Raw genomic sequence first — 25,287 nt, forward strand, 5'->3', positions numbered from 1 at the left:
GCGGGCCCGCCGCACCCGAGCACCCGCACGGTGCGCGCGGCAACGGCGCCAGGCAGGGACGGGACCTCGCCCGCCGTGGGCGGCGAGACGGTGGTGCCGATGTCCGGCTGAGAGTCCAGGGGGAGCACACGCCGGGCGTCGCAGTGGAGTATCCGGGCACCGCGATCTCGTCGCGCACCGGGACCCCGACGTTGATGCCGCTACCGGCGTCGCGTCGCGACACCCGGCCGGAGGCTGCCACGGACCCGGTTGACGGTGGCCTGATCACCGGTGAGGACGGCCGGCCGTCGTTCGGAACCGTAGGCCTCGCCGACGGTGCGGCTCGGTCCTCCGCAGCATGACGCCCCGTGTCCATGTATCCTCCTAGTTCAAACTTAGTTCTGCACTAGTGCAAAGGTTCCCTGTCATTCCTGTCTCGCTCTCCACTGCCGATGCGTACGCGGCCACCAGCCGCACCGTGCGGACTCGGGGCCGAGGACGGACCTCGTACGACCACGACCTGGTGCCCTCGACCCCCGATGCGGACCGCTTTCGCCGCGTGGCCCGCGTCCGTGACAGGGCGGCCGCCGCGCCGCCGGTCCGCTACGCCGTCGCCGGTGAACGGCTCGGCGTACAGGGCCCCACGAGCCCCCGTCCCCCGGGCACCGCCAGAACGGACGCCGCGCTCCCCCGTCGGCGGGGCACGCCGACCGTGGCCGGCAGAGGTCGGGCGTCCGACACTGTCGACAACCTCGACACGTCGACCACCGGCCCCGGCCACCTCGCCGGGCGCTGACCGGAGTCTGCCCGCAGGCCCTGCCCCAGGCCGCGCAGCCGGCGACCGGCCGCACACGACTCGCCCGGCGCGGTCAACCGGCCTCGCCGTCGCACCCCCGGTTCATCCAGGCGCTGCACGACGCCCCCCGCGCCGGGCGCCGCCAGGCAGCCCTGCCCCATGCCCGTCCCCCAGCTCGCGAAAAGAAACGGATGCAAGCAGTGATCGGTAGTGACTCTTCCCAGCGCGATACGGCCGATGCGCTGATCGGTCGGGACCGCGATCTGCACACGATCCGAGAGCTCGCGGGCGTCGGAACCGGAGGCGGAGCACTGCTGGTCTCGGGGGACGCCGGGGTCGGAAAGACTGCAGTGCTGGACGCCGTCGCAGCAGGAGCCCTCGCCGAGGGCACCCGGCTGCTGCGAGCCGCCGGGGTGGAGTTCGAGGCGAACTGCAGCTACTCCGGTCTCCATCAGGTCCTGTTTCCCTTCCAGCGCGAACTCGAGAAACTGGAGGTCCCCTTCCGTGACGCCCTGCGCGTGGCGCTCGGCTTCGAAAGCGGCTCACCGCCCCAGATGCTGATGGTCTCCAACGCCGTGCTGCTCCTGTTGCGAACGGTCGCAGAAGAAGGCCCGCTTCTCCTGATCGTGGACGACCTGCCCTGGCTCGACCAGGCCAGTGCGGCCGTCCTGGGCTTCGTCCGACGACGGGCGGTCGGCATCCGTGTGAGCTTTCTCGCCGCGTCACGTACCGGGGTGCAGTACCTGAACGACTGCGGGGCCCTGCCCGAATTCCGGCTGCAGCCGCTGGACGACGAGTCCGCTGCCCGCCTGGTCGCCCACAGGTCCCCACACCTCGTGCCCAGCGCCCGCCGGCGCCTGCTGACCGTGGCGTGCGGCAACCCGCTCGCCTTGCTGGAACTGCCGTCCGCCCTGCCGGCCACGCCAGGGCCGGCCGGCGGCGACGTCCCGGCCGTACTGCCCCTCAGCCGGCGCCTGGAAGCAGTGTTCGGCTCCCGCATCACCAGCCTGCCGCAGCCCTCCCAGCGCCTGTTGCTCCTTGCCGCGCTGGAAGGTGTCGGGGACCTCGGCGTCCTGCAGGCCGCCTCCAGGCAGACCGACGACGGCTATGACCTGGAGGACCTGGGACCTGCCGAACTCGACCAACTGGTCTACGTCGACGAGGACGCACGGCGCCTGAGGTTCCGCCATCCGCTCATCCGCTCGGCCGTGGTGGAGAACTCCACCAGCAGCCGGCGGCGTGCGGTCCACACGGCACTGGCCCAGGTCCTGGTGGACCAGCCCGAGCGTCGGGCCTGGCATCTGGGCGAGGCCACCCTGGAGCCGGACGAGAACGTGGCCGCCCTGCTGGAAGGTGCGGCGCGCGTCACCCTGCGCCGCGGCGACGCCGTGGGCGGCATGCGCACCCTGATCCGGGCCGCGGATCTCACACCTCCCGGAGCCGACCGCAGCCGCCGCCTCGCCACCGCGGCCTACATCGGCGCCGAGGCCACCGGGTCGCTGTACAGCGCCCAAAAGCTCCTGGACGACGCACGGCACACGGTCTCGGATCCCAAGAGCTCCCTGCACTCGGCCGCAGCGGCCGCCGTTCTCATGCTGAACAGCGACAGCGACATCGACACCGCGCACACCCTGCTGGTCGACGCGATCGAAGCCGGAACCCACGGATACGACGCCGAGGACAAGGCGCTCATCGATGCCCTGCACACGCTTGCCCTGGTGTGCTTCTTCGGTGCCCGGTCTGAGCTGTGGCAGCCCTACCACCGTGCGCTGGACAAGCTGACGCCCAAGGCCCCACCGGTGCTGTCCGCGCTGGCCAAGACCTTCTCCGACCCCGCCCGCACAGGCATCACGGCCTCGGACGAACTCGACGAACTGATAGCCCAGCTGGACGATGTGACCGACCCGGTCCAGCTCCAGCGAACCGGCTCGGCAGCCCTGTATGTCGACCGCCTCGGCGACGTTCGGGAAGCACAGTGGCGCATGGTCCGCATGGGACGAGACGGCGGCCCGGCCCGCCGGCACATGGCCGGACTGATCCACCTGACCCTGGACGACTACCTCACTGGCATGTGGGACGAGGCAGCACAACTTGCCGACGAGGGGCTCCAGTTGTGCGAGACCCACGGCTACATGGGTTTTGCCTGGTACTTCCTGTACGCCCAGGCCCTCCTGGCCGCTGCCCGAGGCGAGGCCGACCGCGCGGATACGACAGCCGAGCGGGTCATTCACTGGGCGACCCGCCGCAAGGCGTTCGGCGCTGCGCACTACGCGCACCACGCCGCAGCCGTGGCGGCCCTGGGTCGCGGTGACTTCGCCGACGCGTACGAGCACGCCACCGCCATCAGCCCCGCCGGCCACCTCGCCTCGCATGCCCCGCACGCGCTGTGGGCAACGATGGATTTGGTGGAGGCTGCCATGCGAACCAACCGGCACCAGGAAGCAGCCTCCCACGTCGAGGCGATGCGGGAAGCCGGCATCGCCGAACTTTCCTCACGGCACGCTCTGCTCACCCACGCCTGCGCCGCGCTGAGCACCGCCGGTGACGACCAGGCCCTGCAGCTGTTCGCCCACGGCCTTGACGTACCCGGGGCAGAACGGTGGACGTTCGACTTCGCCCGCGTCCAGCTGGCCTACGGCGAGCGGTTGCGGCGGGCCAGGGCAACCACCGAATCCAGAGCACCACTGGCAGCAGCGCTGTCCGCCTTCCAGCGGTTGGGAGCCCATCCCTGGACGGAGCGTACCGAGACCGAACTACGCGCCGCCGGCTCCGCCAAGCGGCGGCCCGGTACCGCCAGACCGCACACGCTCACCCCCCAGGAGCTGGAGATAGCCCGGCTTGCGGCCTCGGGCCTGACCAACAAGCAGATAGCCGAGCGCCTGTTCCTCTCCCACCGCACCGTGGGCGCCCACCTCTACCAGATCTACCCCAAGCTGGGCATCACCTCCCGGGGCATGATCCGCGACACCCTCGAGTCCTGACCCCCCGTCGTCCTCTGCTCCCTCACCTCACCCGATCGGCAGGCGACCGGGCACTGCCGCTTCACTTCGGAAGGACCCAGCACGTGAGCACACTTCCCACCCTCGTCCTGGTCCACGGCGCCTGGCACGGCACCTGGTGCTGGCAGCCGCTGGTCGAGCACCTCCCCGATCTCGACGTACGTACCGTCGCCCTGCCCAGCAGCGGGCAGGACCCGGCAGTTCTGGGTGGCCTGTACGACGATGCGGAGGCGGTGGCCAAGGCCATCGCGGCCGTCGGCGGCCCGACCGTCGTGGTCGGCCACTCCTACGGAGGATGCCCTGTCACCGAAGCCGCCGCGGCAGCCGGCGACGTCGAACGCGTCATCTACCTCAGCGCCCTGATGCAGGACGCCGGCGACTCGGTCCTCTCCCTGGTCGGCGGCGTTCATCCGCCCTACTGGGACGTGCACGAGGAGCACCAGGGCCAAGCCGGCCACGGCTATTTCGAAGCGGCCCAGGCTTCGGACGTGCTGTACAGCGACGTCGAGCCGCATCTGGCGCAACAGGCAGCCGCCAAGCTCGGCCGCCAGTCCCTGGCCTCGGTGACCCAGCCCCTCACCCAGGCTGCCTGGCGCACCGTGCCCAGCACCTACATCCTGTGTGAGCAGGACCTGGCCATCCCGCTGCCGCTCCAGGAAGCCATGGCCACCCGTGCCCAGCGCACGGTCCGGCTACGTTCCGGGCACAGCCCGTTCCTCTCCCAGCCGGCCGAACTGGCCCGCATACTCCGCCACGAACTCGCCCTCCGGCCGCCGCAGCGGTAGTCACCTGCGGCCCGATGGCCGCCGGTCGCCGTGCCCGGCAATTCGGTCTGCGCCGGTCTGCTCAATTCCGCACGCCGCAACCGAACGACGGGCCCTCGGCGGAGCACACCCGCCTCCCACTCCGGGTTCCTCTGGTACAAGGCCGGCACGGTGCTGCCCCCTGCCCGCCGCCATCGTCACGGCTGCCGATCTCTACGCACTGTGCAAAGCCCGGGCTGGGCGGCTATCAAAGGCGGGCCACGAACACCAGAGCCCAGGGGAAAGGTGAGTGCGGCCACCGAAGCCCCATCAGACAGAGCCGGCTGCGAGAGGACCTCGCGGCCGGCTCTGACGCGTGTGCGCCGAAACCGGCACACACGCAAAAGTGCAGACGCTTACAGGGCATCGCACCTGTCACTTCCCTCGTGGTGTCACGCCCTTCGGCTCCCCACATAAGCCATGGGCCTGGTCGGGTTACTGATGTCAGGTCGACGTCCCCCGAGCCACAGTAGAGAAGTTCCCGCAGTCCGAAAGGCCTTGCCATGCCGTACCAGCAACCAGACTTCCCGACGCGTAAGCGGCCCGCACACCGCATGAGGTCGCTGCGCTTGCGTGCCGACAGGATCCTGTCGCCTTCGCTCCGCATCCCCCACGAGGCCGAGTTCCGCTATGACGAGACCGATCCCCTCGTCGTTTCGCTGGCCCTGCGCACGCCGGAAGGCTCCGTCGTCCGCTGGATGGTCTCGCGTGACGTGCTCTTCGAGGGAACGGAAGAACCCAGCGGAATCGGGGACGTGCGGTTGTGGCCCTCGCGCGTCCGTACCCGCCGGGTGGTGCTCCTGAGGCTTGAGGTACAGCAGATGTCGAGCCTCTTCGAGATGGACCTGGTGCAACTGCAGAGATGGCTGGAAGAGACATTCCAGCTGGTCCCTCCCGGCACGGAATTCGATCACATCGACTGGACCACAGCCCTCGCCACCCTCATGCGAGAGGGCTGACCGCCCCGTTCCGTGAGAAAGGGGGGCCACCCGCAGGGGACGGCACACCGATTGGGAGGGCGCGTCCGGTCCCTCCGCAGCGTCTCAACCCCGTTCACACGCCAGATGGCTGGCGCCGCCGTCTTGGCTGACGAAAAGGTCCTGCTCATGCCAGGGCTGATTCAGCGAACACACCCTCACCCCCCCCCAGGGCGGGGGTGCGGGTGGTGGGGTACGCACCCACGGTAGAGCGAGCAGGGGTGGCCGGGCGGGGCGTGTCGGAGTTGGGCATCGCACCGGCACGGCGTCCGTGCGGGGGGGGGTGCCGGTGTTCAGCGCGGGGCTGCCGCGGCCGCGGTCAGGATGCGGTGCAGGACGGGGACCGGGATCGCCGGGTTGGTGACCGCTGCGCTTGCCGTGTCGCGGTCGTGCAGCAGTCCGGCCAGGACGCGGGCCGGCAGCCGCGGATTGCGTATCGCTGTGCCACGGACGTGGGCTTGCGGGTCGTTCAGCAGCCGCACCGCGTCGGCCGGTGACAGCCGGGGGTCCTGCGCCGCGCGGCGGCGCACCTCGGCTTCGGGGTCCCGGGCCAGGCGTGCGACGTCGGCCGGTGTCGACTGCGGATCGTCCAGGGCCAGGCGGCGCATCCGCCCGCTGGGGTCGGCGATGTAGCGCAGCAGTCCCGTACGGGGGAAGTTGGGGTGGCTGCGGGGCCGGTCGGGGTGGCTGAAGCTGCCGTCCCACCAGCGCCAGACCTCCAGCAGCATGTCGGCCGGCGCGTCCTGGCACGATTCGGCGAGGAACAGGCGGACCACCCGGTCCTCGTCCCGCGCCAGGCGCGCCACGACATCCGGCGGGAGGTGCCGGGCTCGGGCCACACTGCGGCGGACCAGCGGGTGGGACGACGCGGCGAGATCGCGCATCGCGTCGGCGTCACCGTGCAGGTCTTCGACCCAGGGCAGGGTGCGCGACATCGACGTCGGGTCGAAGTCGTGGCGTATCGCGGCACGTTGCTCCTCGGTGAGGTCGCAGCGCGCCGCCACCGCGGAGCGGATGTCGTCCTGCGGGTCCTTTGCCAGCAGGCCGACGCTGTGTGCGCGCAGGCCCGGGTTGGCGGCCAGCGCCCGGCGTACGTCCACGTCCCCGTTGCGGACCAGCTCCGCCTCCAGTTCGGGCGCAAGACGGCACCGTTCGAGCGCCCGCCGCGGGTCGGTCAGAGCTGCGAAAATCTCGCGTGGCATGGGTACGCCAGTGTGGTGGGCGAGCAGCGCAGCCGTTCTCACCGCGTGGTCGGGGTCGACCAGCAGCCGCTTCCGCAGCGGCGCAGTGAGGTCCTCCCACCGGGCGCAGGCCGCCGCCCGCACCCGGGGATCGGCGTCGGCCGCAAGGCCAGGCAGGTACCGTGCGGGGAGCGTGGGGAGTTCGGCGGCTTGCGCCCGGGCCGGGCCGGCGAGGAGGTCGTCGTACAGGTCCTCGGGAAGTTCGGCGCCCCAGAAGCAGGCGTGCTCCGCCAAGAGCATGCGTCGATCCGGCGACGGCTCGGCGCGGACCAGGCGTACCCACTGGTCGGACGTGAGCTGGGGCCGGAAGGTGTCGGCGGGCCGTGACCGCACCCGCCGATCGGGATGCGCCACGGCGGCGTCGAGGACGGCGGGCCGGTCGCATCCGTGAAGGAAGCCCTCGTCCACATCCAGCAGCCGGATCAGCAGTTCGTCCGTCGCGGCCGGATTGGCCCCTATCCCCTCCGCCCAGTGCAGAGGCCACGCACGCCGACCGGGCACCGCCGCCCACACATCGGCGCGCTCGGCCTGCGTCTCGAGCCCTGCTGCCGCGGCGGCCTCCTCCAGCCGCTCCGGCAGCCGGTCGAGAGCAGTCACCCGAAACCCGTCCTCGCCGGGCACCTCCGCCAGCAGCACCTGCCCGTCCAGGGAGAGCGCCACGAACCCGGGGTCGCCGGTCAACCCCGGCACACCGCTCCCGGCATACCGGACCCGGGTCCACCAAGAGTCGTTGCCGCCGATCCGGTGCCTGAGGACCGCCACCAGGAACTCACCGTCGACATCGCACAGACGGCGCCACCACGCGGCATCGAGTGCTTCGCGGGCCACTGCGTCCGGCGCCGCGAGCCCCCGCGCGATCCGCCAGCCCGCCTCCGGCGGGAACAGGTTGCCCGGGCGCACATCCTGGACGACCGAGAGTCCGGCACGTGCCAGTAGCTCATGGAGTTCGACTTGGCGCTGCACACGGTCATGATCCCCACCGACTCACGGTGAGACAAGGCCCTCAAGCACGGGAGTGCAACCTTGGAGCGCACGGCGGTCGTGCCTGCTTGGATTGCCCGCCCCCGGCGCTGTCCGCCCCGCCTGCGGACGGCACGCAGGACCGGTCGAAGGAGAGATCCTGCCGAGCCGCGGGTGAAGGCTGTCCTAGTAGCGTGTCGTTGCTTAATCCTGGGTTATTTGGTTGGGATGGTGGTGTCCGGCAGATGTTCCTTCCCTTCTGTCGAGCGGGAGTTGGTGTGATGGGTTCGCAGAAGAAGAGGCCGGTGGTGCTGACCGCGGGCGATCGTGAAGTGCTGGTTCGGGTGACCACGACGGGGGTCCATCCGGCCTCGGTGATCAGGCGGGCGCGGGTGCTGCTCGCGCTGGACACCTCTGCTGGTGAGATCGACTCCCAGGATGCGATCGCTGCCCGGGTCGGGGTCTCGGGCGAGACGCTGCGGCTGGTGGCCAAGCGGTTCGCCGAGAGCGGTGGTGACGTCGAGGCGACGATCCAGCGGAAACCGCGGGATCTCCCGCCGGTGCCCTCGCCGGTGACTGGTGAAGTCGAGGCCCGGCTGATCGCCCTGGCGTGCTCCCAGCCTCCTGCAGGCCGTGCCCGGTGGTCGCTGCGGCTGCTGGAGAAGCACGTCGCCCTGGTCGAGGGCATCCCCGATCTGGACCACTCAACCATCGGGCGGATCTTAAAAAACGAGGCTGCGTCCTCATCTGAGGAAGTGCTGGACCATCCCACCACGAGCAAACCCGCAGTTCGCGGCCCGGATGGAAGACGTGCTGGCCGTCTATGCCCGACCTTATGACTCGGCCCGCCCAGTGGTGTGCATGGACGAGAAGCCCTACCAACTCCTCGCCCAGGCCCGCGACCCGCTCCCGGCCCGCCCCGGCCGCGACGCCCGCCAGGACAGCGAGTACATCCGCTGCGGCACGTGCTCGATCTTTGTGTGGGTTGAACCCCTGCGCGGGTGGCGCCGAGTAGACGCCCAGCCTCGTCGCACCCGGATCGACTGGGCCGGCCAGGTCAAGCGATTACTGACCGAGGACTACCCCGACGCCGAGACCGTGGTCCTGGTCATGGACAACCTCAACACCCACGGCATCGCCTCACTGTACGAAGCATTCGAACCAGCCGAGGCCTTCGCCCTGGCCCAGCGCCTCGAGATCCACCACACCCCCAAACACGGGTCATGGCTCAACATCGCAGAGATCGAACTCTCCGCACTGACCCGGCAATGCCTCGACCACCGCATCGCGGACCTCGACACCCTCAACACCGAACTCTCAGCCTGGCAGAACACCACCAACACCGACCAACGTCAGGTGAACTGGCAGTTCACCACCCACGACGCACGCACCAAACTCCGCCACCTATACCCCACACATTAGCTGCGACAGTCTACTAGCTGTACTCGGTCATGAGGTTGGTGTCAGTCTGCTGATCGGGGGCTGGCCGTCGAGCGCGGTGTACCGTCGTTAGGTGTTGTAGTACTCCAGCCAGGGTGCCAGGGGCTTCTTCGCGTGCGGCGTTGCTGGTGAAGACCTGCCGGTAGGCCCACTCGGTTTGCAGGGTGCGGTTGAAGCGTTCGACCTTGCCATTGGTCCATGGGCAGTGCGGCCGGGTGAACTTCTGCCGGGCTCCGATGGCGTGGCAGGCAGCCTGGAAGTCGTGCGAGAGCCGGTAGTTCTTGGCGTTGTCGGTCATGATCCGCGTGATGCGCGTGATGCCGTGGGTGCGGAAGAACGCGGCGGCGCGGGTCAGAAAGCCTGCGCAGGTCATGCCCTTCTCGTCGGGCAGGATCTCGGCACAGGCCAGCCGTGAGTGGTCGTCGATGGCGGCGTGGACATAGTCGTAGCCCAGACCGCGCACCGCGGCCGGTTTGGTGCCACGGCCGTGGGCGCGGTGTCCGCCGCCGTCGGGGATCTTCCCGAGCTTCTTGACGTCGAGGTGGATCATGTCGCCGGGACGGGCGTGCTCATAGCGCTCGGTACTGGCACGCGAGGCACGGATCGCCTGTCCGGTCAGCGGGTCACACGCCGACAGCGGCGGCACGTGGTGGCGGTGCAGGATGCGGCTGACGGTGCGGGCCAGCACCCCGGTGTAGTCGGCCAGGCGCTGGGGTCCGCATCGCAGTTCGCGGCGAGCGGAGAGCACCCGCTGTTCCACGTCGGCGGGTGTGCGACGCGGGCACTGGTGAGGGCGGCTGCTGCGGTCAAGGAACGACCGCGTCTTGCTCCTCAAGCGTGGCTCGCCGTCACCGCGACCCAACCGCCACCCGGTTCCTAGTCCCCGTCGCCGCCCGTCCCGCTCATGCTCCGACGCCTGTTCCTCTCCGATAGACGGAGCAACTCACCCGCAGCAAGCGTCACGGTCGCAACGACACGAACCCAGTGAGGCCCGCCGCGCTCCGCCCACACCACGCATACGCACCCACCCACGACAAGCGCCAGCACACCGAGCAACACCACAACGAACATGTTCGCCATCCCCGCAAACACAGGGCCCCACCGACCCGTCACCTGGCAGACGCACCCCACGAACCACCGGTTCCCGATCCCACTCCCCGCCACAGGCCCGCCGCGCTTTCACCGCGGCGCCCGTACACCGCACCTACGGGGCGTCATCCGCCGCTGGCCATCGGAGCGTCGGCCGCCCCAGTCACCGCGGTTCTGTCCTCATGCCCCCGTCCAGCTTCCATAGGCGGCCGGCGGCGGACGGGTTGCGTCCTGGCCCCTGACGACTGGGCCGGACACGGATGGGCCACGAAGCGCGGCCGACCTCGTCGGCGTGCGCACCGGGGGAACGGCGCAGTCCGCGACGCCCGATATGTGGCTGGCTCGCGAAGTGAGATTTTGTGCAACGCGCGATGAGGTATCTCACGTGACAGACAGGGTGTGGTTATCAACCGTGCACAGCCGATCGCGCCGTGCTACTCTCGAATAAGTTGCAGTTGTGGTTCCAAGAAAAGTGCCCTCACTGGCTCATGCCAATGGGAGTATTTCTTGATTCCGGTCATCCACTGGCGGGGCAATCATTGCGGCGACGCGGGGTCCGTACAGTACAGGCTCCGGGCTGTGCCCCGAAGGAGATGCAACACATGGCTACTGGCACCGTGAAGTGGTTCAACGCGGAAAAGGGTTTCGGCTTCATCGAGCAGGACGGTGGCGGCGCTGACGTGTTCGCCCACTACTCGAACATCGCCGCCCAGGGCTTTCGCGAACTGCTCGAGGGCCAAAAGGTGAGCTTCGACATCGCGCAGGGTCAGAAGGGCCCGACGGCCGAGAACATCGTTCCGGCCTGACGCGGACACGCGTAGATCACAGCTGGGGCCCGCACCTTGGGTGCGGGCCCCAGCTTGCGGTACATCAGCACGTACCCTGCCTGGTCACGCCGTGACGATTTCACGGGGTGCAGGATTTTGAGGGTGCCGCGATCCCCCACTGGCAGCAGATATCCGCCTCAGGCTCCGGATGCACATCCGTCAGAGCTTCCAGGCGTCCGTGAAACCCAGGTATGTGGGACGCGGACCGGATCGCCCCAACCCCACCCGTTCAGCGACCCGGCCCGCGGGCATCGCCCGCAGGCCCGGCTCGCCATCGCATTTGCCCGGCCCGTCATCGCGATTCCGTGTCCTGCCTCATCGGAGCAGGATCCCCTGATGTGGCCGTTTTGAGGAAGGTTCTGTATGAGCCGCACACCTACGAACGACGGATTCACACATACTCGCAGCGGAAGTTCCCACACCGACAAGAACAGCAGCCGCACGAAGACCAGTGACCCCAGCCGCTCCGGCGGCCAACGCCGTCGCCGCGCAGCACCACAGGGCGAGTTCACCCTGCCGGACACGATGACCCCGGCACTCCCCGCCGCCGAGACGTTCGCCGATCTCGCGATGCCCCGGTCACTGCTGTCGGCGCTCGCCGCGGAGGGCGTGACCGTGCCGTTCCCGATCCAGGCGGCGACCCTGCCCAACACCCTCGCGGGCCGTGATGTCCTGGGCCGCGGACGGACCGGGTCCGGTAAGACCCTCGCCTTCGGCCTCGCCCTGCTGGCCCGTACCGCCGGACGGCGCGCCGAGCCCCGGCAACCGCTGGCCCTGGTGCTGGTACCCACCCGGGAGTTGGCCCAGCAGGTCACCGACGCTCTCGCCCCCTACGCCCGCTCGATGAGGCTGCGACTGGCCACCGCCGTCGGTGGGATGCCGATCGGCCGTCAGGCCGGCGTGCTGCGCGCCGGCGCGGAAGTCCTCGTAGCGACGCCTGGCCGGTTGAGGGACCTCGTCGAGCGCGGCGACTGCCGACTCGGCCAAGTCGCCGTCACCGTCCTCGACGAGGCCGACCAGATGGCCGACATGGGCTCCATGCCGCAGGTCACGGCGTTGCTGGACCAGGTGCATCCCGAAGGACAGCGAATGCTGTTCTCGGCTACCTTGGACCGCAACGTCGACCTGCTGGTCCGCCGCTACCTGAACGACCCGGTGGTCCACTCCGTGGATCCCTCCGCGGGCGCGGTGAGCACGATGGAGCACCACGTACTGCACGTGCACCCCGCCGACAAGCAGCGGACGACGACCGAGATCGCGGCGCGGCAGGGCCAGGTGATCATGTTCCTGGACTCCAAGCACGCCGTCGACGGGCTCACCGAACACCTGCTGAACAGCGGAGTCCGCGCCGCCGCGTTGCACGGCGGCAAGACGCAGACGCATCGCACCCGGACCCTGGCCCAGTTCAAGGCAGGCCACGTGACGGTGCTGGTGGCAACCAACGTCGCCGCACGAGGGATCCACGTCGACGACCTCGACCTGGTCGTCAACGTAGACCCGCCCGGCGACCACAAGGACTACCTCCACAGGGGCGGCCGCACCGCCCGCGCCGGCCGATCCGGCATCGTGGTCACACTGGTCACACCCGACCAGCGCCGCGACATGGCCCGCCTCATGCAGCACGCCGGAATCCACCCGCAGACCACGCAGGTTCACCCGGCCGGGGCCGACCTGATCCGCATCACCGGCGCGCAGGCCCCCTCAGGCACCCCCGTCGTCATCACCGCTCCGGAGGCCGGACGCGAGGGCGCTACCCCCGCCTCCCACGGCCGACGCGGCCGTGACACCACTCAGGAGCGCCGCACCATGCGGGCAGCACGCCGCTCGGCCCAGCGTCCATCCGCCTACGACGCGGTGGCCTAGGACCTTCCCGGCCATGACGCCCATCCACCCCTCCAGGAGGCACTCTTGACCCTGCCACACGACCTGCCACGCCGTGCGGACTCCGCCCACGGCACCGTGGCCGAAGCCATGGACGCGCCCGGACCGCAGGTCTGGGACGACATGACCGTAGAGGTAGCCCTGTCGGTCATGGCCAGTGCACGCACCGGGCACCTGGTCGTCTGTGACGAGGACGGCCGGTGCACAAGTCTGGTCACCCTCGCCCAGCTCACCGCCTTTCGTGACGGCCACGCCTACACCGATCAGGTCCGCCTGCGGGAGGTCGCCGGCACCGGTGGGCCGTTCGCCTCGCCGGTGACCCAGATGGCCGAGGCGCAGCACACCATGAGCCATCGACGGCTCACGGCCGTGCCCGTCATCGACGAGCACGGCTGCGCCGTGGGTGTTCTCACCCGCTCACACTGATCGTCGGCCACCGGTTCCCTTGCCTTCCCACCTTCCTGTGAGGCACAATGCGCTGCGTCATCGCCCGTTTTGCGTTCGACCTGTCCAAGAGTGGGGTCGTGGCGTCGATGAGGGGCGTCAGACCCGGGCCGGTCACCGGTGAGACCGTGATCATCGGCCGCCGTCACTACCCCGTCATGCAAGTGGGCGAGGTCATCACCCGGCAGGACCGTCGTGACTTCACCGCCGGCGAAGTCCTCCGGGCAATGATCCGCCTCGGCTTCACCTGCCGCGAGCTCCCTGCCACGGCACCGGCACTCGGGCTCACCCCGCTCCAGGAGGCGTCGGCTCTGCTCGGTGTCCCCACCGCCGGGTAGCCGACGGAAGGGGGAGGGCCGGATCCGGGCGGCACGAGGACACGGCCCTCCCGGCAGCAGACCCCCTGGGCCCAACTCACGCTTTGGTGACCGCCGCCCAGAGTCGCTTGTCCGGCCCGCAGGAGAGGCCATGAACAGGGCTTGACCCCTGATCTTGGACACACGAGACACTGGATCTTGAGGATCTGAGAACAGCCGTCTGGTGAAACTCCGCGGCCTCGGTGAGGGAACCACGCTGCAGCCCTGCCGGCACCCGCGCATCGTCCCGCGTGTCGTGCGTCGGCGAACAAGGGTCGTTGCGGTCCTGCCTCTCAGGGTGATGCGGTTCGTGCGCCATAGGCTGCTGCCGCCAGTCGTGTACGGGCGTGGTAGACGTGGACGCGGGCGGTACTGAGCCTGATGCGCAGCCGCTTGCCGATGGCTGGGCTGTCCAGGCCCTGTGCCCAAAGGCCGGACCGCCTCGCGCATCCGCTCCCGCAGATTTATCAACGCCGGACGGAGCTCAGTCCTCAGGAGACTTAGCTGAAGACACCGAAGCAGATCGGCTGATCGCCGGCGGTGATCGACTCGCCAGAGACTGCCGCGGGCATCGATCACCTCGTGACAAGCGTGGACCAACGGCCCTAGAGTGACGGGCGGTTGCCGCTTGACGTGCACTCTTTCACCGCTGGGCGCTCCTGCGGCTGGCATCTGGGGGGATGAAGTGTTCGGTCTGGTGATCCTGGCGGCTGCGTCGATTCTCGTCCTGTGGCTCTCGTGGCGCATCCTGCAGGGAGGCCGTGCGTTGCGTAAGCGCGGGATCCGGACTCAGGCGAGGTGCGTGAACATCGCAGGAGGACCGAACGGAAACCACAAACTCACGATCGAGTTCACGACGGACTGCGGCCAGGGCGTACACACAACGGTTGCGCCTTTCGATGTCCCGCCTGCCCGTGTCGGGGGCCTGTTCGAGGTGGTCTACGATCCGCGGGAACCCGTCAACGTGTTGACCCCTGATCAGGTGGGGAACGGCAGGGTGGCTCTCTGCTTCGTGGTCGTCTCGGCAACGACGCTTCTGCTCTCGGTCGGCCTGCTCGCGCTCAGTGCGCTCGCGTTCATGCTTGGCTAGGTGTTCTGTCCGGGGCGATGTGGACAGTGGTGGTGATCACGGTCGGGGGATCTTGAACGAGTGAGGGCCTTCCGGGTTCGGTGTGGATTGCGACGTCCCACCGACTCGAAAGGCCCTCATGCCATACCGCAATGCACCGCTGACCGAGACCGGTCGTCTGCGACTGGCCCGCTGCGTCGTGGACGACGGCTGGGCGCTGCGACGGGCAGCCGAGCGTTTCCAGGTCTCACCGAAACCGAACGCCGCGAAGCGTTCCCGCAATGGCTGCACAACTACAACCACCATCGCGGACACACCTCACTCGGAGGCCAACCACCCGCCACCCGCGTTCCGAACCTCACAGGGCAATACACCTAGGCCGTACGGTGAACGTGCCCAGCGTCCAAGCAAAGACCGTCATACCCGCTGCCTTGCCCAGGCGCCGCGATTGCCGCCCCGGCTTCAGGGAATGAGCATGCCGTGCGCTGCGCCGTGGAGGTCAACGTCGCCGGCCAGACGACGCGGTTGCCGATGCGCATCGGCTTGGTGATGCCCAGTGCGTCGGCGGTGTGCCTCCCGGGCAGCCGGGGGCTGTTCAAGCGAGCGCGGTAGCGGTGACCGATGGCGGCGTAGGCCAGGGAGTGCGCGGTCTTGCAGAGCACCGTGCTGGGGAAGCGGCCGGCGGCGTCCTGAGCGATGGATCGATTGAACGCCACATACAAGCCCCGGCGTGAGGTGCTGGCGTCAAGCTGGGTGAGCGTGGTGGTCTTACCCGTGCCGGCACCGGCCTGGATGACCAGGTGGTCACCGGTGACGAAGGCGTCGGCGGCCGCGATCTGTTCGTCAGTGGGCTGCAGCCAGCCTCAATTCCGCCGTCGCCGAGGTCGAGGAGGGCAGCTACCAGGTCACCTTCGGTACGCTGGACAACGCCGCCGCCGGCCAGGGATTGCGCAAGGTGGTCAAACTGAGAGGTGAGGGTCACCAAGGATACGACGGTGACCTTTCAGCGCCTGGTGCTATCGCCGTGCAGCAGTGCCTGCCCAAGAGGGCTGAGGGTGTGCAGGACTGCGCCGCCGGTGCGTGTGGTGGTGATCAGGCCGGCGTTGCGCAGAACAGTGGTGTGCTGGCTCGCCGATGGCAGCGAGACGCCTACCCGCTCGGCAATCGTGGTGGTGTTGGCTGGGTGACGGGTGGCGGCTAGGACAGCCGCGCGGGTCCGGCCGAGCAGCGGGCCAAGCGCGTCCGCGCTGCCGATGGCAGGTTCTCCGACATGCATGGGGTAAACCAGAACGGTGGACGCCTCGGGCCGGTACATCAGTGCCGGACCGCCGAAGTAGGAGGGGACCAGGACCAGTCCCCGGCCGCAGAGGGGCACCTCAATGTCGCTCGTACCCGCACAGGGGATGTGCAGGGTGGGGGCTTCCCAGCGCCAGCGGGAGCCGAGCGTGGCTAGCAGCCCATCCGTTCCGCCGCGCAGCAGCGTCTCGGCTCTCAGTGCCCGGTCGGCCGCAGCCTGAGCTTGAATCTTTGGCCACCACTCGGACAGGCAGGTGTCAAAGTAGCTGTGTAGGTCCTTGGCCAGGTCCTGACGTGCATCCGGTGCACCGTCGGCCAGTGCTCTCAGACGACGCTGGGTGCCGACGGAGGCTGGTAGTTGCTCGATGCCAGCTGCCAGTTGGTTGGAAGGCGTCTGGGCGGCTAGCGCAACGCTGGATCCGAGGTCGTCGGACAGCTGCAGTAGAAAGTCGGGAAAGTTCCCCTGTGGGGGCACCAAGTCGCGGAGGATGCCCGCCCGGACGGCTGCTTTGGCTCGGTGCTCCCGGTACCACTGGACAAGACCCGGCCGCTTTCCTTGCCCTCTGACAGGTCCAGTGCGTAGCAAGCGCGCGCTGGACGTGACCTCTTCAAGCGCTATGGGTGTCATGAGAGTGATGTTGCGCAGGTCGGCAGCGGTGAACTGTAAGCGCATCATGCTGACTGATCCTGATCTGGCCTGGGCCCTTTTGGCCAGGCGTGAATGGCATGGCGGCTTGATCCGCCTGCACAACAGACTCGTTCTCGGCAGTCTCCGCAATGGCGGGCTGTCGCAGTGAGAGCTCAAGGGTGGCGCCCTGGCCCGACGCCGGCTGCGTCACATCACCCGCAACGTGAAGGGGAACGAATGCGATCGAAGGTTTTGACCAGGACGCTCCTCAGCGTCACTGCAGTGGTGGGGATCGCAGCCGGCGGACTGGCCGGGGCCGGAGCCGGCATCGCCGCCCCCGTGCCGGCCTCGACGGTGGCCGCGAGCCCGGGCAGCGTCACCCCGCTGGCGGTGGTCAACCTCGGCCTGAGCACCACGCAAGCCAGGTACGTGCAGTGCTGGCTGAAGTACGGAAACTACGGCTACACCGGTGCCCTCGACGGCCAGTTGGGCACCGAGAGCTGGAAGGCGTTCCAGCGTTACCTCAAGCCTGCCTACGGCTACACCGGCGCCATCGACGGAGTCGTCGGCAGCGGTACCGTGACTGCCCTGCAGCGGCTGTTGAAGGCCCACTACGGCTACACCGGCGCCATCGACGGGGACGCCGGATCGGGTACCCAGGCGGCATTCAAGACCTTCGCGAACGCGCAGCAATCCTTCTGCTGAACTGAACCGCCTGTGGGCCGGCAGCATCGGCCGACACCCGTGCCTGGCGATGCCGGGGCCCGCCCCACGAACTGAGGCGGGCCCTGTCCCCTCATCTGAAGTAACGGCAGACGCGGGACGCCACAGCGGCCGCCTCCGGAGCGCCGGATCTGCTTCCGTTCGGCAGCATGCCCACGCACGACGACCATGAGGTCGTCGAACGTTCGAGGACACTCAGGCAGAGCTGATGCTGTCACCATGGGGGAACTGCATGCCCCGAGACACCGGAAGGACCGCTGGACAGCGGATCGTTCAGGCGCGGTTTTCGGGCGCGACGTAGTCGAAGGTCGGGCCGACTGCCTGACCGTCGTCGTCCCCCATTGCCATCCGGCACGGTCATAGCTCGGGATGAAGCTTTCGGTTGGTACCCGAGCGGTTGATGTCCAGGCTGAGAAACGACGTCAAAGGGGTGCCACTGTTCCAGAAGCCCAGTAGGTCGACGTCGACGAGCGTCAACTGCTGCTTGGCTGCGAACCTTCTCGCTGGCTGGGTGTACTTGCAGGAAGCGACGAAGACCGGGACGTCCGCCTCGTGCTCGGCTCGGGCGGTGCCGTTGAACGTCTGGATATCCCGGCTGCCAACCGAACGGTGCCGGGCGTAGCGCTTGCACTGGATCACGAGTTTTCTGCCATCGGGCAGGTAGCCGATGACGTCGGCGCCCAGGTCGCCGGCGCCGCCTACGCGGCGGACATTGGTGCAGCCGTCCCGGCGGCACAGCATGGCCACGTACTCCTCGAATTCCTGGTCGTTCATCCGCCAGACCGCGTCCAGCGATTGAACGGCTTGCAGTCGTGCCTGTTCGGCCAGCCTGATCCGCTCGGCAGCAGCCTCTCGGCGGCCCGCCCGCACCAGCCCGGCCACCACCACAGCTCCAGCCACAGCAGCTAACGCCACCACCACCCACACCACCACCACGACTGGTCCCCCTCCCCCGGCGGCGCCGGTTGACTCGGCGCCCTCACGCTCCTCTCCCCATCCCCCGCCCGGTCTATCCCGGAGAAGACTGGGCTCACCACGACCTCGAGACAGAACAGGCTTCCCTGGTGGAAAGGCTTCGACTGTCATCAGAAGAAGTCCAGGGATGGGGCCCTGCACGTGTGACCAGCAGATCTCCTGGATGCTCGCGTGTTTCAGTGCACACATTCCTCCGGTGCGACGCCCCTCCAGATCCGGGCATCCGAAATCGGCTCAGCCAGTCACCGGACCGTTCCTCATCGGTGATGCCTGCAACCCCAACTCGAGCAATTTGCGAGTGACTTCATGCTCTCGACCTCAGTGAGGAGAAGCCCTGAAGGGTGGCGAGAAACTGCAGGTCCAAGGACCGTGCTCGCTCTAGTCGATGGCTTCGTCACCGCCCTGCGAGGGCACAACAAGGCTGCCACGAGATGCTCGATAGGGGTTGTTCACACACGACAACAACGCACATTGACTCGCGGGTAGGTACTATCCGGCAGCAACACCCGATACACGAGGAGCGGCTGTCGTGTCCAACAACAACACCATTCAGGACCGGTATGCGACGCGTCTCGCAGAGGACCTGGACAACAACGCCAACGAGCAGGAGAAGGTCCGCGTGCAGTTGGCGGACCTCCAGAACCAGCTCGCTCAGCTCGAACAGGAGCGGGCATGGCTGACCCAACTGCAGGGAACCGTGGCCGGTGCCCAAAGCACGGCTGCGCCGGAGCAACCGGCAGATGAAGCGTGTGCCGGCGACAAGATCGACGAGCCGAAGGTGACGCCTTCGACCCAGCCGGTGCCCCGTCCGCGCGGGCGGAAGAAGCCGGCCGATGAGTCGGCAGCCCGCAAGGCCAAGAAGAAGACGGCAGCCCCCAAGGCGGGCACGAAGCCCAAGCCCTCCGCTTCGCGGTCGAGCACGGAGCCGACACTGCGCAGCCTCGTCGTGGACATACTGACCGCGAGCAGTGAACCGCGCATGGTCAGCGAGTTCGTCGATGCCCTGGCCAAGCGGCACCCCGATCGTGCCACGCCGAGTGCCCCCGTGGTGCGTAACGCCTTGGAGTCGCTGGTGGCCAAGGGCCTCGCCGAGCGTGCCCGCCAGCAGGGCAGCGTCTTCTACACCCCCCTCACCCCCTCGGCCGCCGACGCCGGCGATATGGCGGAGGCAGCAACGTCCGACACCGCAGAACCCGTACCGGCAACGGCCTGACCTCAAGCGCTTGTGGCAGGAGGCGGCGCGTCTCCTGCCACAGGCGGGGCATCCGCCTGCCTTCGCTCATCTCGCTTCTTCTCAACTACCCCTTAACTGCCCGATAGTTGAGCCCTGGGTACGCCGTTCACAAGGTGTGTTGGCGGGACGAGCCGCCCCCAGCGACTTTGACGACGGACAAAGCGAAAGCCTTCGCCGCGGTAATAGGCAGCGCGGTGGCACTTGACCCTGATCGAGTACCCGCACCTGCGACCGTTCTTCTTCGACGACGCACCGGTCCCGGCCAACCATCCGGACGCGAGCAGGATCGCCTCGCTTGCCGAGCTCTACTGCATCTACTTCCAAGAGATCATGGAACAGTCGCACACCTCACGGCAGAAATCCACAGCAGAGCCGAGGCCCGCGCACTCCATGAGCTGGTCGGGCTGGTTCGTCCTGTGGGCTGTGCTGGCCTGGAAGGCGGGTCGGGGCCGCCGGGTGGACAGACTTGGCCAACCCCGGATGGCCACGTCCGCGACCTGGACGTGGCCCGCCTTTCCCGTTCGTCCGGTACGACCTCGGCAGGCTCGTCCGGTCCCGGAGCGGGGCAGCGCACACAGGTGACCGGGCTGCTACAACATGCCATCGGAAGGGATCGCTACGCGTCGGCACCCCGTGGCCGGAGCAGAGTACCGGGCGGTGTACCGCCCTGAGTTGGGCGCGTCAGCATGCGCGCGAATTGGAAGGGCCATATCTCGTTCAACTTGGTCACCCTTCCAACCGCAGGTTCCCAGACGTCAGCTCGGTGCTTGAGTGCAGCCAGATGTTCTCCATCAGCCACTCCATGGACGCCAGCAGCTGAGTCGCCATCGGGAAGCGACGCGGGCTTTGCGCTGGGGATTTATGCTCCCGCGTCACTCTCGTGAATCCTCTGGCTCAGGTACGAGGTGAAGCGCTTGGCTGCGGGAGAGGCAGACTGGCTGGCAGGCAGCACTAGGCCTAGCTCCCGCTTGATGTCCACTCCCGACAGGGGGATCAGCCGGAGGAGGTTCCGGGTCTCCTCGTCAATGGTGTCGGCATGGCTGGGGGGGACCAGGGCGATCCCGAGCCCGGCGCAGACCAAGTCGAGCACGAGTCGCCAATCGGCGACCTCGCAGGCAATGCGTCTGGTCAAGCCTGCGGCGGCGAATGCCGCGTCGGTGCGTGTGCGGGTCGTCCATGCAAGATCGGTCTCGACGAAGGGCTCCTGGACGAGTTGGTGAAGCGTCAGGCTTGTCTCTTCGGTCAGCGGGTGCCCGGCGGGTAGGGCGGCCATGAGTGGTTCGGAGGCCAGAGGCAGGGCGTGAAGGCCGTCTGGTGGACCTGCTATCGGGTCGACTACTGCGCAGTCGAGTCGGCCGTCGGCAACCATCTGTGTCATGGCCGGTCCGTCGGTCTGCCGCACCGTGATCTCCAGTGCCGGGTGGGCGCGCGCGAAGCCGGCCAGCCACGAAGGCAGCGGCAGGAGGCGAGGGCTGACCGGGTAGGTGCCGATGCGCAGGTGTCCGGAGAGGAGGCCGCGTACATCCTGCACTGTTTGGCTGGCTGCTGCAGCTGCTTCCAGGGTGCGGCGGGCGGCAGGCAGTAGGGCCTGGCCCTCGGCGGTCAGCCGGACCGGGCGGCTGCCGCGCACGAAGAGGAGTGCGCCCAGTTCCTTCTCCAGGGCGCGCACAGAGGTGGACAGCCCGGACTGGACGATCAGCTCCCTTGTGGCGGCACGCGTGAAGCTGCCTTCCTCGGCGAGCGCGACGAAATGCCGGAGATGACGAAGTTCCATGGGAAGAAGTATCTCCCATGGAGATGTGGATCATCTATATCTTCTGTCTCAGAGTGGAAATCATCAGGATCGCTGTGCGGGTTGGAAGGAAGGCGCAGATCGACCGGGGTCGGGTGCGTCGCCATCCATTCATTCCGAACAAGCGGAGTCGTTTCGTTGTCTTCCCTACTTTCCGCCCGCCGCGCCGAGGCGTTGGACGGGCCGTCGCGGGGATCCCCACCTGCGCGTAGCTTCTGGACCGTAGCCGCCGCCTTCGGCGCGCTGATGGCCTTCGGTACGGTGCCGACACCTCTGTGGCCGCTGTTCGCCGGCCGTGACGGATTCGGTTCGACGATGGTCACCGTGGCCTTCGCTGCGATGGTCGTCGGTGCCGCTGCGGGGTTCTTGTTCCTCGGGCACTTGTCTGACCGGCTCGGGCGCCGACGCATCATCGTCCCGGCGCTGCTGACCTCCGCCCTTGCCGCCCTGCTGCTGGTGACCTGGCACGGAGTGACGGGGCTGCTCGTCGCGCGCGTGGTGACAGGGGTCGGTACCGGGCTGATGGCCTCGACCGCCACCGCTTACCTGAGCGACTTGTACGCCCGGGCTCATCCGGAGCGGGTGGGGTCGCCCCTGCCCGGTCTGGTGGCGGCCGCGGCCAACCTCGGCGGCCTCGCCGTGGGGCCGCTGGTCGCCGGGATACTGGCTCAGTGGGTCCCGGCGCCCTTGACCACTCCTTTCGCGCTGTTCGGCGTGGTGCTCGTGGCCCTGGGAGCCTTGGTGCTGGCGGGCCCGGAGACCGTGGACCGGCAGACGGCAGGAGAGCCTCCCGCCCGGTTTGGGCTGCGGCCGGGAGGCGGCGCAGTCTTCGCCGCCGCAGCAGGTATCGGCTTCTTCGCGTTCGCCGTGATGGGCTTCTTCTCATCTCTCGGTGCGGTGATGGTCCGTGACGTGCTCGGCATCTCCGCTCCGTTCGTGACCGGACTCGCTCCTTTCGCGGTGTTCGCCGCCTCCGCAGTGGCCCAGCTGGCGTTGGGACGACTGTCCGCTCCCCGCATGCTGACAACAGGCGTAATGCTCTTCCCGGTCGGCCTGGCCCTGACCGCCTTGTCACTCTTCCATCCGGTGCTGGCGCTGTTCCTCGTCGCCGCAGCGCTGACCGGGGCCGGGGCAGGGCTGCTGTTCAAGGTTTCCGTGGGGCAGAGCGTGGCAGCCGCACGGCCTGCTTCCCGGGCCGGCGTGCTCGCCGTGTTCTTCGCCATCTCCTACGCCGGGATGGGGCTGCCCTCGATCGGCTTCAGTCTTGCTGCACGCCAGCTCGGTCTGCGCCCCTCGATGATCGGTTTCGCTGCCGCGCTCTCGCTGGGTGCACTCATCGCGGTCGGCGCCTCGCGTCGACTCGGCGCCCGCGCTGGCGGCTGACCTTGCGGCATGGGCCGCCGGTCCGCCGCATCACTGCGCAGTCCTCGCGCCTCCTGCCCGGATCCATCCGCATCACCGCCACAAGGAGCAATACTGATCATGCACTCCCCTTCTGACCCCCCGCGCCAGACCGTCACAGGTCCGCACGACTTCGCCCCCGGCCGCCCTGTTGTCTTCCGCCACGCCACCGTGCTGACCATGGACTCCCAGGACGCCCTCGAGGACGGCGACGTACTGGTCATCGGGGACCGCATCGATGCGCTCGGCCGCAATCTGGCCGTTCCCGAGGGAACGGCCGAGATCGATGCCGCCGGCGGCATCCTGATGCCCGGCATGATCGACTCGCACCGCCACATGTACCAGACGGCGCTGCGCGGCATCGGCGCCGACTGGACCCTCAGCCAGTACTTCGTGTTCTGCTACCTGAACTGGGGCAAACTCTTCCGGCCCCAGGACATCTACGCCGGCAATCTCCTCGCCGCTGTCGAAGCGCTCGACGCAGGGGTGACCACGACCCTGGACTGGTCGCACGGCCTGCAGACCCTGGACCATGCCGACGCCGCCGTCGACGCCCTCCAAGCCACACCCGGCCGATACGTACTCGCCTACGGCAACCTGCTCGGTGCCCCGTGGGAGTGGGCCGCCGGTCCCGACTTCAGGGCCTTCGCGGCACGCCGGTTCACCGCAGGCGACGACATGCTCGGTCTCCAGTTGGCCTTCGACGTCACAGCAGACCCCGACTTCCCCGAGCGCAAGGCCTTCGAGACGGCACGCGATCTGGGTCTGCGCGTCACCACCCACGCCGGGGTATGGGGGGCCACCAACGACAACAGCATCCGCCTGATGTGGGAACACGGCTTCATGACCCCGGATGTCACCTACGTCCACGCGGCGTCCTTGTCCCAGGACTCCTACCACCGGATCGCGGCGACCGGTGGCACCGTCTCGGTTTCCTCTGAGAGCGAGCTCAACGCAGGGCAGGGCTACCCGCCCACGCGACACCTGCGCAAGCACGGCATTCCGGTCTCGCTGTCCATGGACTCCAGCATGTGGTGGAGCGCCGACCTGTTCTCCGCCATGCGTTCCACCCTGAGTGCGGATCGCGCCCGGGACCACCTCGAGGCACACAGTCGTGACGAGACCGTGGTCCACAACCACCTCAGGGCCGAGGAGGTCGTGCGATGGGCCACGACGGGCGGCGCACACGCGCTCGGGCTCTCCTCGACCGTAGGCAGCATCACTGTCGGCAAGAAGGCCGACCTGGTCCTGATCAAGAACGATCGATCGCCGGCCATGTACCCGATAGTCCACCCCTATGGACATGTCGTCTTCCAGGCGGGCCGCGGCGACGTCCACACCGTCATGGTCAACGGCAAAGTCGTCAAGTACGAACACACGCTGCTCGACGCCGCTCCTCTGAGCGCCGCCCGTGCGGCGGTCGCCGAGACAGTGGAGCACTTCCGCACCTCCATGGGCGAAAAGGAGTGGAAGGCGGCTCAGGAGCCTGAACTCCCGGACACGGAGCAGATATCCAACCCGTACACCTACACCTCCTGGGAAGGAGGCAACGACCGCCACAAGCCCGAGAAGTAGGCAAGCCGCGACAAGTAAGCCCACAGGGCGCGTCCTGCCCCTAGCAGCCGCAGGGCAGGTGTGCGGGCCCGCTGTCCGGCGCCCGGGATTCGCCTGTTCGGCCGGAGGCGGCACTGCCCTCGACCGCCGGTCCCCGCCTCGCCTTGGGGCAGGGACCGGGCCGGTCCCACAGGCGACAAAACACTGCAAGTTACCGCTCGTCGTTCAACTGTTGGCAGGCTGAGATATGCACAATCCTCACTGGCTCACTGAAGAGGAACAACGGGTCTGGCGCCTCTTCATCGCCGCGACCCGCAAGTTGAACGCGCATCTCGACCAACAGCTACGGCAGAATTCCGCGACCCCCGCCACTTACTTCGAGATACTTGTGCACCTCTCCGAAGCACCTGACCGCAGCCTGCGCATGGCCACGCTCGCCGAGAGGTGTTTCTCCACACGCAGCAAGCTGTCGCACGCCGTGACCGCACTGGAAAAGTCCGGATACGTGAGCCGCAAGGTCGCGGACGGCGATGGACGAGGGTCGGTGGCATTGCTGACGGACGCAGGGCTGGACGCGCTGGAGACGGCGGCCGTCGGGCACGTCGAGGACGTGCGTCGGCACGTCTTCGACGTGCTGACGCCCGAACAGCAACGGGCCTTGGGAGGAGTCAGCTCGGCGCTGCTGAACGCTTTGATACCCGATTGTGCGAAGGTGCGGCAGGACGATGTATGAGCCGCACACGGCACACGCATCTGAGGCAGAGGCCGCTGGATCGTGGCGTGGGCATACGGCGTTCCTCAGACGCTGGGTCGCACCCCGGTG

At 68.3% G+C, this 25,287-nt stretch carries 20 protein-coding genes and 3 pseudogenes; 16 read left to right on the forward strand and 7 right to left on the reverse strand.

Annotation, left to right across the window (positions count from 1 at the left end; genetic code table 11):
* The first annotated feature begins 966 nt into the window (after positions 1-966).
* The 3 genes from OIE69_RS01560 (at position 967) to OIE69_RS01570 (ending at position 5,536) form a co-directional block, all read left to right on the forward strand.
* On the forward strand, positions 967-3,756 hold the full coding sequence (locus OIE69_RS01560) for an ATP-binding protein (RefSeq protein ID WP_405771588.1): 2,790 nt from the start codon (positions 967-969) through the stop codon (positions 3,754-3,756).
* Positions 3,757-3,839: 83 nt separating this feature from the next.
* Complete coding sequence (locus OIE69_RS01565; RefSeq protein WP_326570118.1) at positions 3,840-4,559, forward strand: alpha/beta hydrolase; 720 nt, start codon at positions 3,840-3,842, stop codon at positions 4,557-4,559.
* Between the two features lie 521 nt (positions 4,560-5,080).
* A complete protein-coding gene (locus tag OIE69_RS01570; RefSeq protein WP_326570119.1) occupies positions 5,081-5,536 on the forward strand; it encodes an SsgA family sporulation/cell division regulator in 456 nt (151 codons plus the stop codon).
* Positions 5,537-5,847: 311 nt separating this feature from the next.
* Here the strand turns inward: OIE69_RS01570 and OIE69_RS01575 are convergent, their stop codons facing one another.
* Positions 5,848-7,758, reverse strand: coding sequence for a hypothetical protein (locus tag OIE69_RS01575; RefSeq protein ID WP_326570120.1), 1,911 nt, complete (start codon positions 7,756-7,758; stop codon positions 5,848-5,850).
* Between the two features lie 278 nt (positions 7,759-8,036).
* Here OIE69_RS01575 and OIE69_RS01580 point away from each other — a divergent pair, with 278 nt between their 5' ends.
* Positions 8,037-8,594, forward strand: coding sequence for a helix-turn-helix domain-containing protein (locus tag OIE69_RS01580; RefSeq protein WP_326570060.1), 558 nt, complete (start codon positions 8,037-8,039; stop codon positions 8,592-8,594).
* Positions 8,521-9,177 (forward strand): IS630 family transposase, encoded by a 657-nt coding sequence (locus OIE69_RS01585; RefSeq protein ID WP_326580900.1) that lies wholly within the window; start codon positions 8,521-8,523, stop codon positions 9,175-9,177. The genes OIE69_RS01580 and OIE69_RS01585 overlap by 74 nt, the downstream gene beginning before the upstream one ends.
* Before the next feature lie 87 nt (positions 9,178-9,264).
* Here the strand turns inward: OIE69_RS01585 and OIE69_RS01590 are convergent.
* Together OIE69_RS01590 and OIE69_RS01595 are read right to left on the reverse strand one after the other, a co-directional pair.
* Positions 9,265-10,006 (reverse strand): annotated as a pseudogene (locus OIE69_RS01590) (IS481 family transposase); the annotation flags it as partial.
* 65 nt (positions 10,007-10,071) lie between these two features.
* The gene (locus OIE69_RS01595) at positions 10,072-10,275 is read right to left on the reverse strand and encodes a hypothetical protein (protein ID WP_326570121.1); all 204 of its coding nucleotides are present in this window, start codon (positions 10,273-10,275) and stop codon (positions 10,072-10,074) included.
* 611 nt (positions 10,276-10,886) lie between these two features.
* Here OIE69_RS01595 and OIE69_RS01600 point away from each other — a divergent pair.
* From OIE69_RS01600 to OIE69_RS01625, 6 genes and pseudogenes are all read left to right on the forward strand, one after another.
* The gene (locus OIE69_RS01600) at positions 10,887-11,090 is read left to right on the forward strand and encodes a cold-shock protein (protein ID WP_004986771.1); all 204 of its coding nucleotides are present in this window, start codon (positions 10,887-10,889) and stop codon (positions 11,088-11,090) included.
* A 384-nt stretch (positions 11,091-11,474) separates the two neighbouring features.
* On the forward strand, positions 11,475-12,974 hold the full coding sequence (locus OIE69_RS01605; RefSeq protein ID WP_326570122.1) for a DEAD/DEAH box helicase: 1,500 nt from the start codon (positions 11,475-11,477) through the stop codon (positions 12,972-12,974).
* 45 nt (positions 12,975-13,019) lie between these two features.
* Positions 13,020-13,418, forward strand: coding sequence for a CBS domain-containing protein (locus OIE69_RS01610; RefSeq protein WP_392567442.1), 399 nt, complete (start codon positions 13,020-13,022; stop codon positions 13,416-13,418).
* Between the two features lie 47 nt (positions 13,419-13,465).
* Positions 13,466-13,774, forward strand: a complete 309-nt coding sequence (locus OIE69_RS01615; protein ID WP_326570123.1) for an SCO5918 family protein — start codon at positions 13,466-13,468, stop codon at positions 13,772-13,774.
* 703 nt (positions 13,775-14,477) lie between these two features.
* The gene (locus OIE69_RS01620) at positions 14,478-14,882 is read left to right on the forward strand and encodes a DUF3592 domain-containing protein (protein WP_326570124.1); all 405 of its coding nucleotides are present in this window, start codon (positions 14,478-14,480) and stop codon (positions 14,880-14,882) included.
* A 118-nt stretch (positions 14,883-15,000) separates the two neighbouring features.
* Positions 15,001-15,111: pseudogene (locus OIE69_RS01625) on the forward strand (IS481 family transposase); the annotation flags it as partial.
* Between the two features lie 217 nt (positions 15,112-15,328).
* On the opposite strand, the pseudogene OIE69_RS01635 reads toward OIE69_RS01625, so the two are convergent.
* Both OIE69_RS01635 and OIE69_RS01640 read right to left on the reverse strand, forming a co-directional pair.
* Positions 15,329-15,718, reverse strand: a pseudogene (locus tag OIE69_RS01635) (AAA family ATPase); the annotation flags it as partial.
* A gap of 146 nt (positions 15,719-15,864) precedes the next feature.
* Positions 15,865-16,635 (reverse strand): ArsR/SmtB family transcription factor, encoded by a 771-nt coding sequence (locus OIE69_RS01640; RefSeq protein WP_326570125.1) that lies wholly within the window; start codon positions 16,633-16,635, stop codon positions 15,865-15,867.
* Between the two features lie 387 nt (positions 16,636-17,022).
* On the opposite strand from OIE69_RS01640, the gene OIE69_RS01645 reads away from it, so the two are divergent.
* Positions 17,023-17,490: a peptidoglycan-binding domain-containing protein gene (locus OIE69_RS01645; RefSeq protein ID WP_326570126.1), complete on the forward strand. Its 468-nt coding sequence runs from the start codon at positions 17,023-17,025 to the stop codon at positions 17,488-17,490.
* A 375-nt stretch (positions 17,491-17,865) separates the two neighbouring features.
* Here OIE69_RS01645 and OIE69_RS01650 read toward each other — a convergent pair whose 3' ends face one another.
* Positions 17,866-18,444, reverse strand: coding sequence for a restriction endonuclease (locus tag OIE69_RS01650; RefSeq protein WP_326570127.1), 579 nt, complete (start codon positions 18,442-18,444; stop codon positions 17,866-17,868).
* A gap of 568 nt (positions 18,445-19,012) precedes the next feature.
* On the opposite strand from OIE69_RS01650, the gene OIE69_RS01655 reads away from it, so the two are divergent.
* Positions 19,013-19,696 carry a hypothetical protein gene (locus OIE69_RS01655; RefSeq protein WP_326570128.1) on the forward strand — a complete coding sequence of 228 codons (684 nt, stop codon included), beginning with the start codon at positions 19,013-19,015 and terminating at the stop codon, positions 19,694-19,696.
* Between the two features lie 880 nt (positions 19,697-20,576).
* On the opposite strand, the gene OIE69_RS01660 is transcribed toward OIE69_RS01655, so the two are convergent.
* Positions 20,577-21,491 carry a LysR family transcriptional regulator gene (locus OIE69_RS01660; RefSeq protein WP_326570129.1) on the reverse strand — a complete coding sequence of 305 codons (915 nt, stop codon included), beginning with the start codon at positions 21,489-21,491 and terminating at the stop codon, positions 20,577-20,579.
* Here OIE69_RS01660 and OIE69_RS01665 point away from each other — a divergent pair.
* The 3 genes from OIE69_RS01665 to OIE69_RS01675 all read left to right on the forward strand — a co-directional run bounded on the left by OIE69_RS01665 (position 21,477) and on the right by OIE69_RS01675 (position 25,197).
* Entirely contained in the window at positions 21,477-22,892 is a 1,416-nt protein-coding gene (locus OIE69_RS01665) for an MFS transporter (protein WP_455424424.1), read from the forward strand. The genes OIE69_RS01660 and OIE69_RS01665 overlap by 15 nt on opposite strands.
* Positions 22,893-22,991: 99 nt before the next feature.
* On the forward strand, positions 22,992-24,485 hold the full coding sequence (locus OIE69_RS01670; protein ID WP_326570130.1) for an amidohydrolase family protein: 1,494 nt from the start codon (positions 22,992-22,994) through the stop codon (positions 24,483-24,485).
* A gap of 226 nt (positions 24,486-24,711) precedes the next feature.
* Positions 24,712-25,197 carry a MarR family winged helix-turn-helix transcriptional regulator gene (locus OIE69_RS01675; RefSeq protein ID WP_326570131.1) on the forward strand — a complete coding sequence of 162 codons (486 nt, stop codon included), beginning with the start codon at positions 24,712-24,714 and terminating at the stop codon, positions 25,195-25,197.
* Positions 25,198-25,287: the final 90 nt, after the last annotated feature.

Source organism: Actinacidiphila glaucinigra (assembly GCF_035918135.1).
GTDB classification, from domain to species: domain Bacteria; phylum Actinomycetota; class Actinomycetes; order Streptomycetales; family Streptomycetaceae; genus Actinacidiphila; species Actinacidiphila glaucinigra.

Coding starts and splice junctions, on each gene's coding strand:
- OIE69_RS01645 (WP_326570126.1), top strand. CDS start 17,023: ATGCGATCGAAGGTTTTGACCAGGACGCTCCTCAGCGTCACTGCAGTG.
- OIE69_RS01580 (WP_326570060.1), top strand. CDS start 8,037: ATGGGTTCGCAGAAGAAGAGGCCGGTGGTGCTGACCGCGGGCGATCGT.
- OIE69_RS01570 (WP_326570119.1), top strand. CDS start 5,081: ATGCCGTACCAGCAACCAGACTTCCCGACGCGTAAGCGGCCCGCACAC.
- OIE69_RS01660 (WP_326570129.1), bottom strand. CDS start 21,491: ATGGAACTTCGTCATCTCCGGCATTTCGTCGCGCTCGCCGAGGAAGGC.
- OIE69_RS01595 (WP_326570121.1), bottom strand. CDS start 10,275: ATGGCGAACATGTTCGTTGTGGTGTTGCTCGGTGTGCTGGCGCTTGTC.
- OIE69_RS01600 (WP_004986771.1), top strand. CDS start 10,887: ATGGCTACTGGCACCGTGAAGTGGTTCAACGCGGAAAAGGGTTTCGGC.
- OIE69_RS01605 (WP_326570122.1), top strand. CDS start 11,475: ATGAGCCGCACACCTACGAACGACGGATTCACACATACTCGCAGCGGA.
- OIE69_RS01675 (WP_326570131.1), top strand. CDS start 24,712: ATGCACAATCCTCACTGGCTCACTGAAGAGGAACAACGGGTCTGGCGC.
- OIE69_RS01670 (WP_326570130.1), top strand. CDS start 22,992: ATGCACTCCCCTTCTGACCCCCCGCGCCAGACCGTCACAGGTCCGCAC.
- OIE69_RS01560 (WP_405771588.1), top strand. CDS start 967: ATGCAAGCAGTGATCGGTAGTGACTCTTCCCAGCGCGATACGGCCGAT.
- OIE69_RS01615 (WP_326570123.1), top strand. CDS start 13,466: ATGCGCTGCGTCATCGCCCGTTTTGCGTTCGACCTGTCCAAGAGTGGG.
- OIE69_RS01665 (WP_455424424.1), top strand. CDS start 21,477: ATGACGAAGTTCCATGGGAAGAAGTATCTCCCATGGAGATGTGGATCA.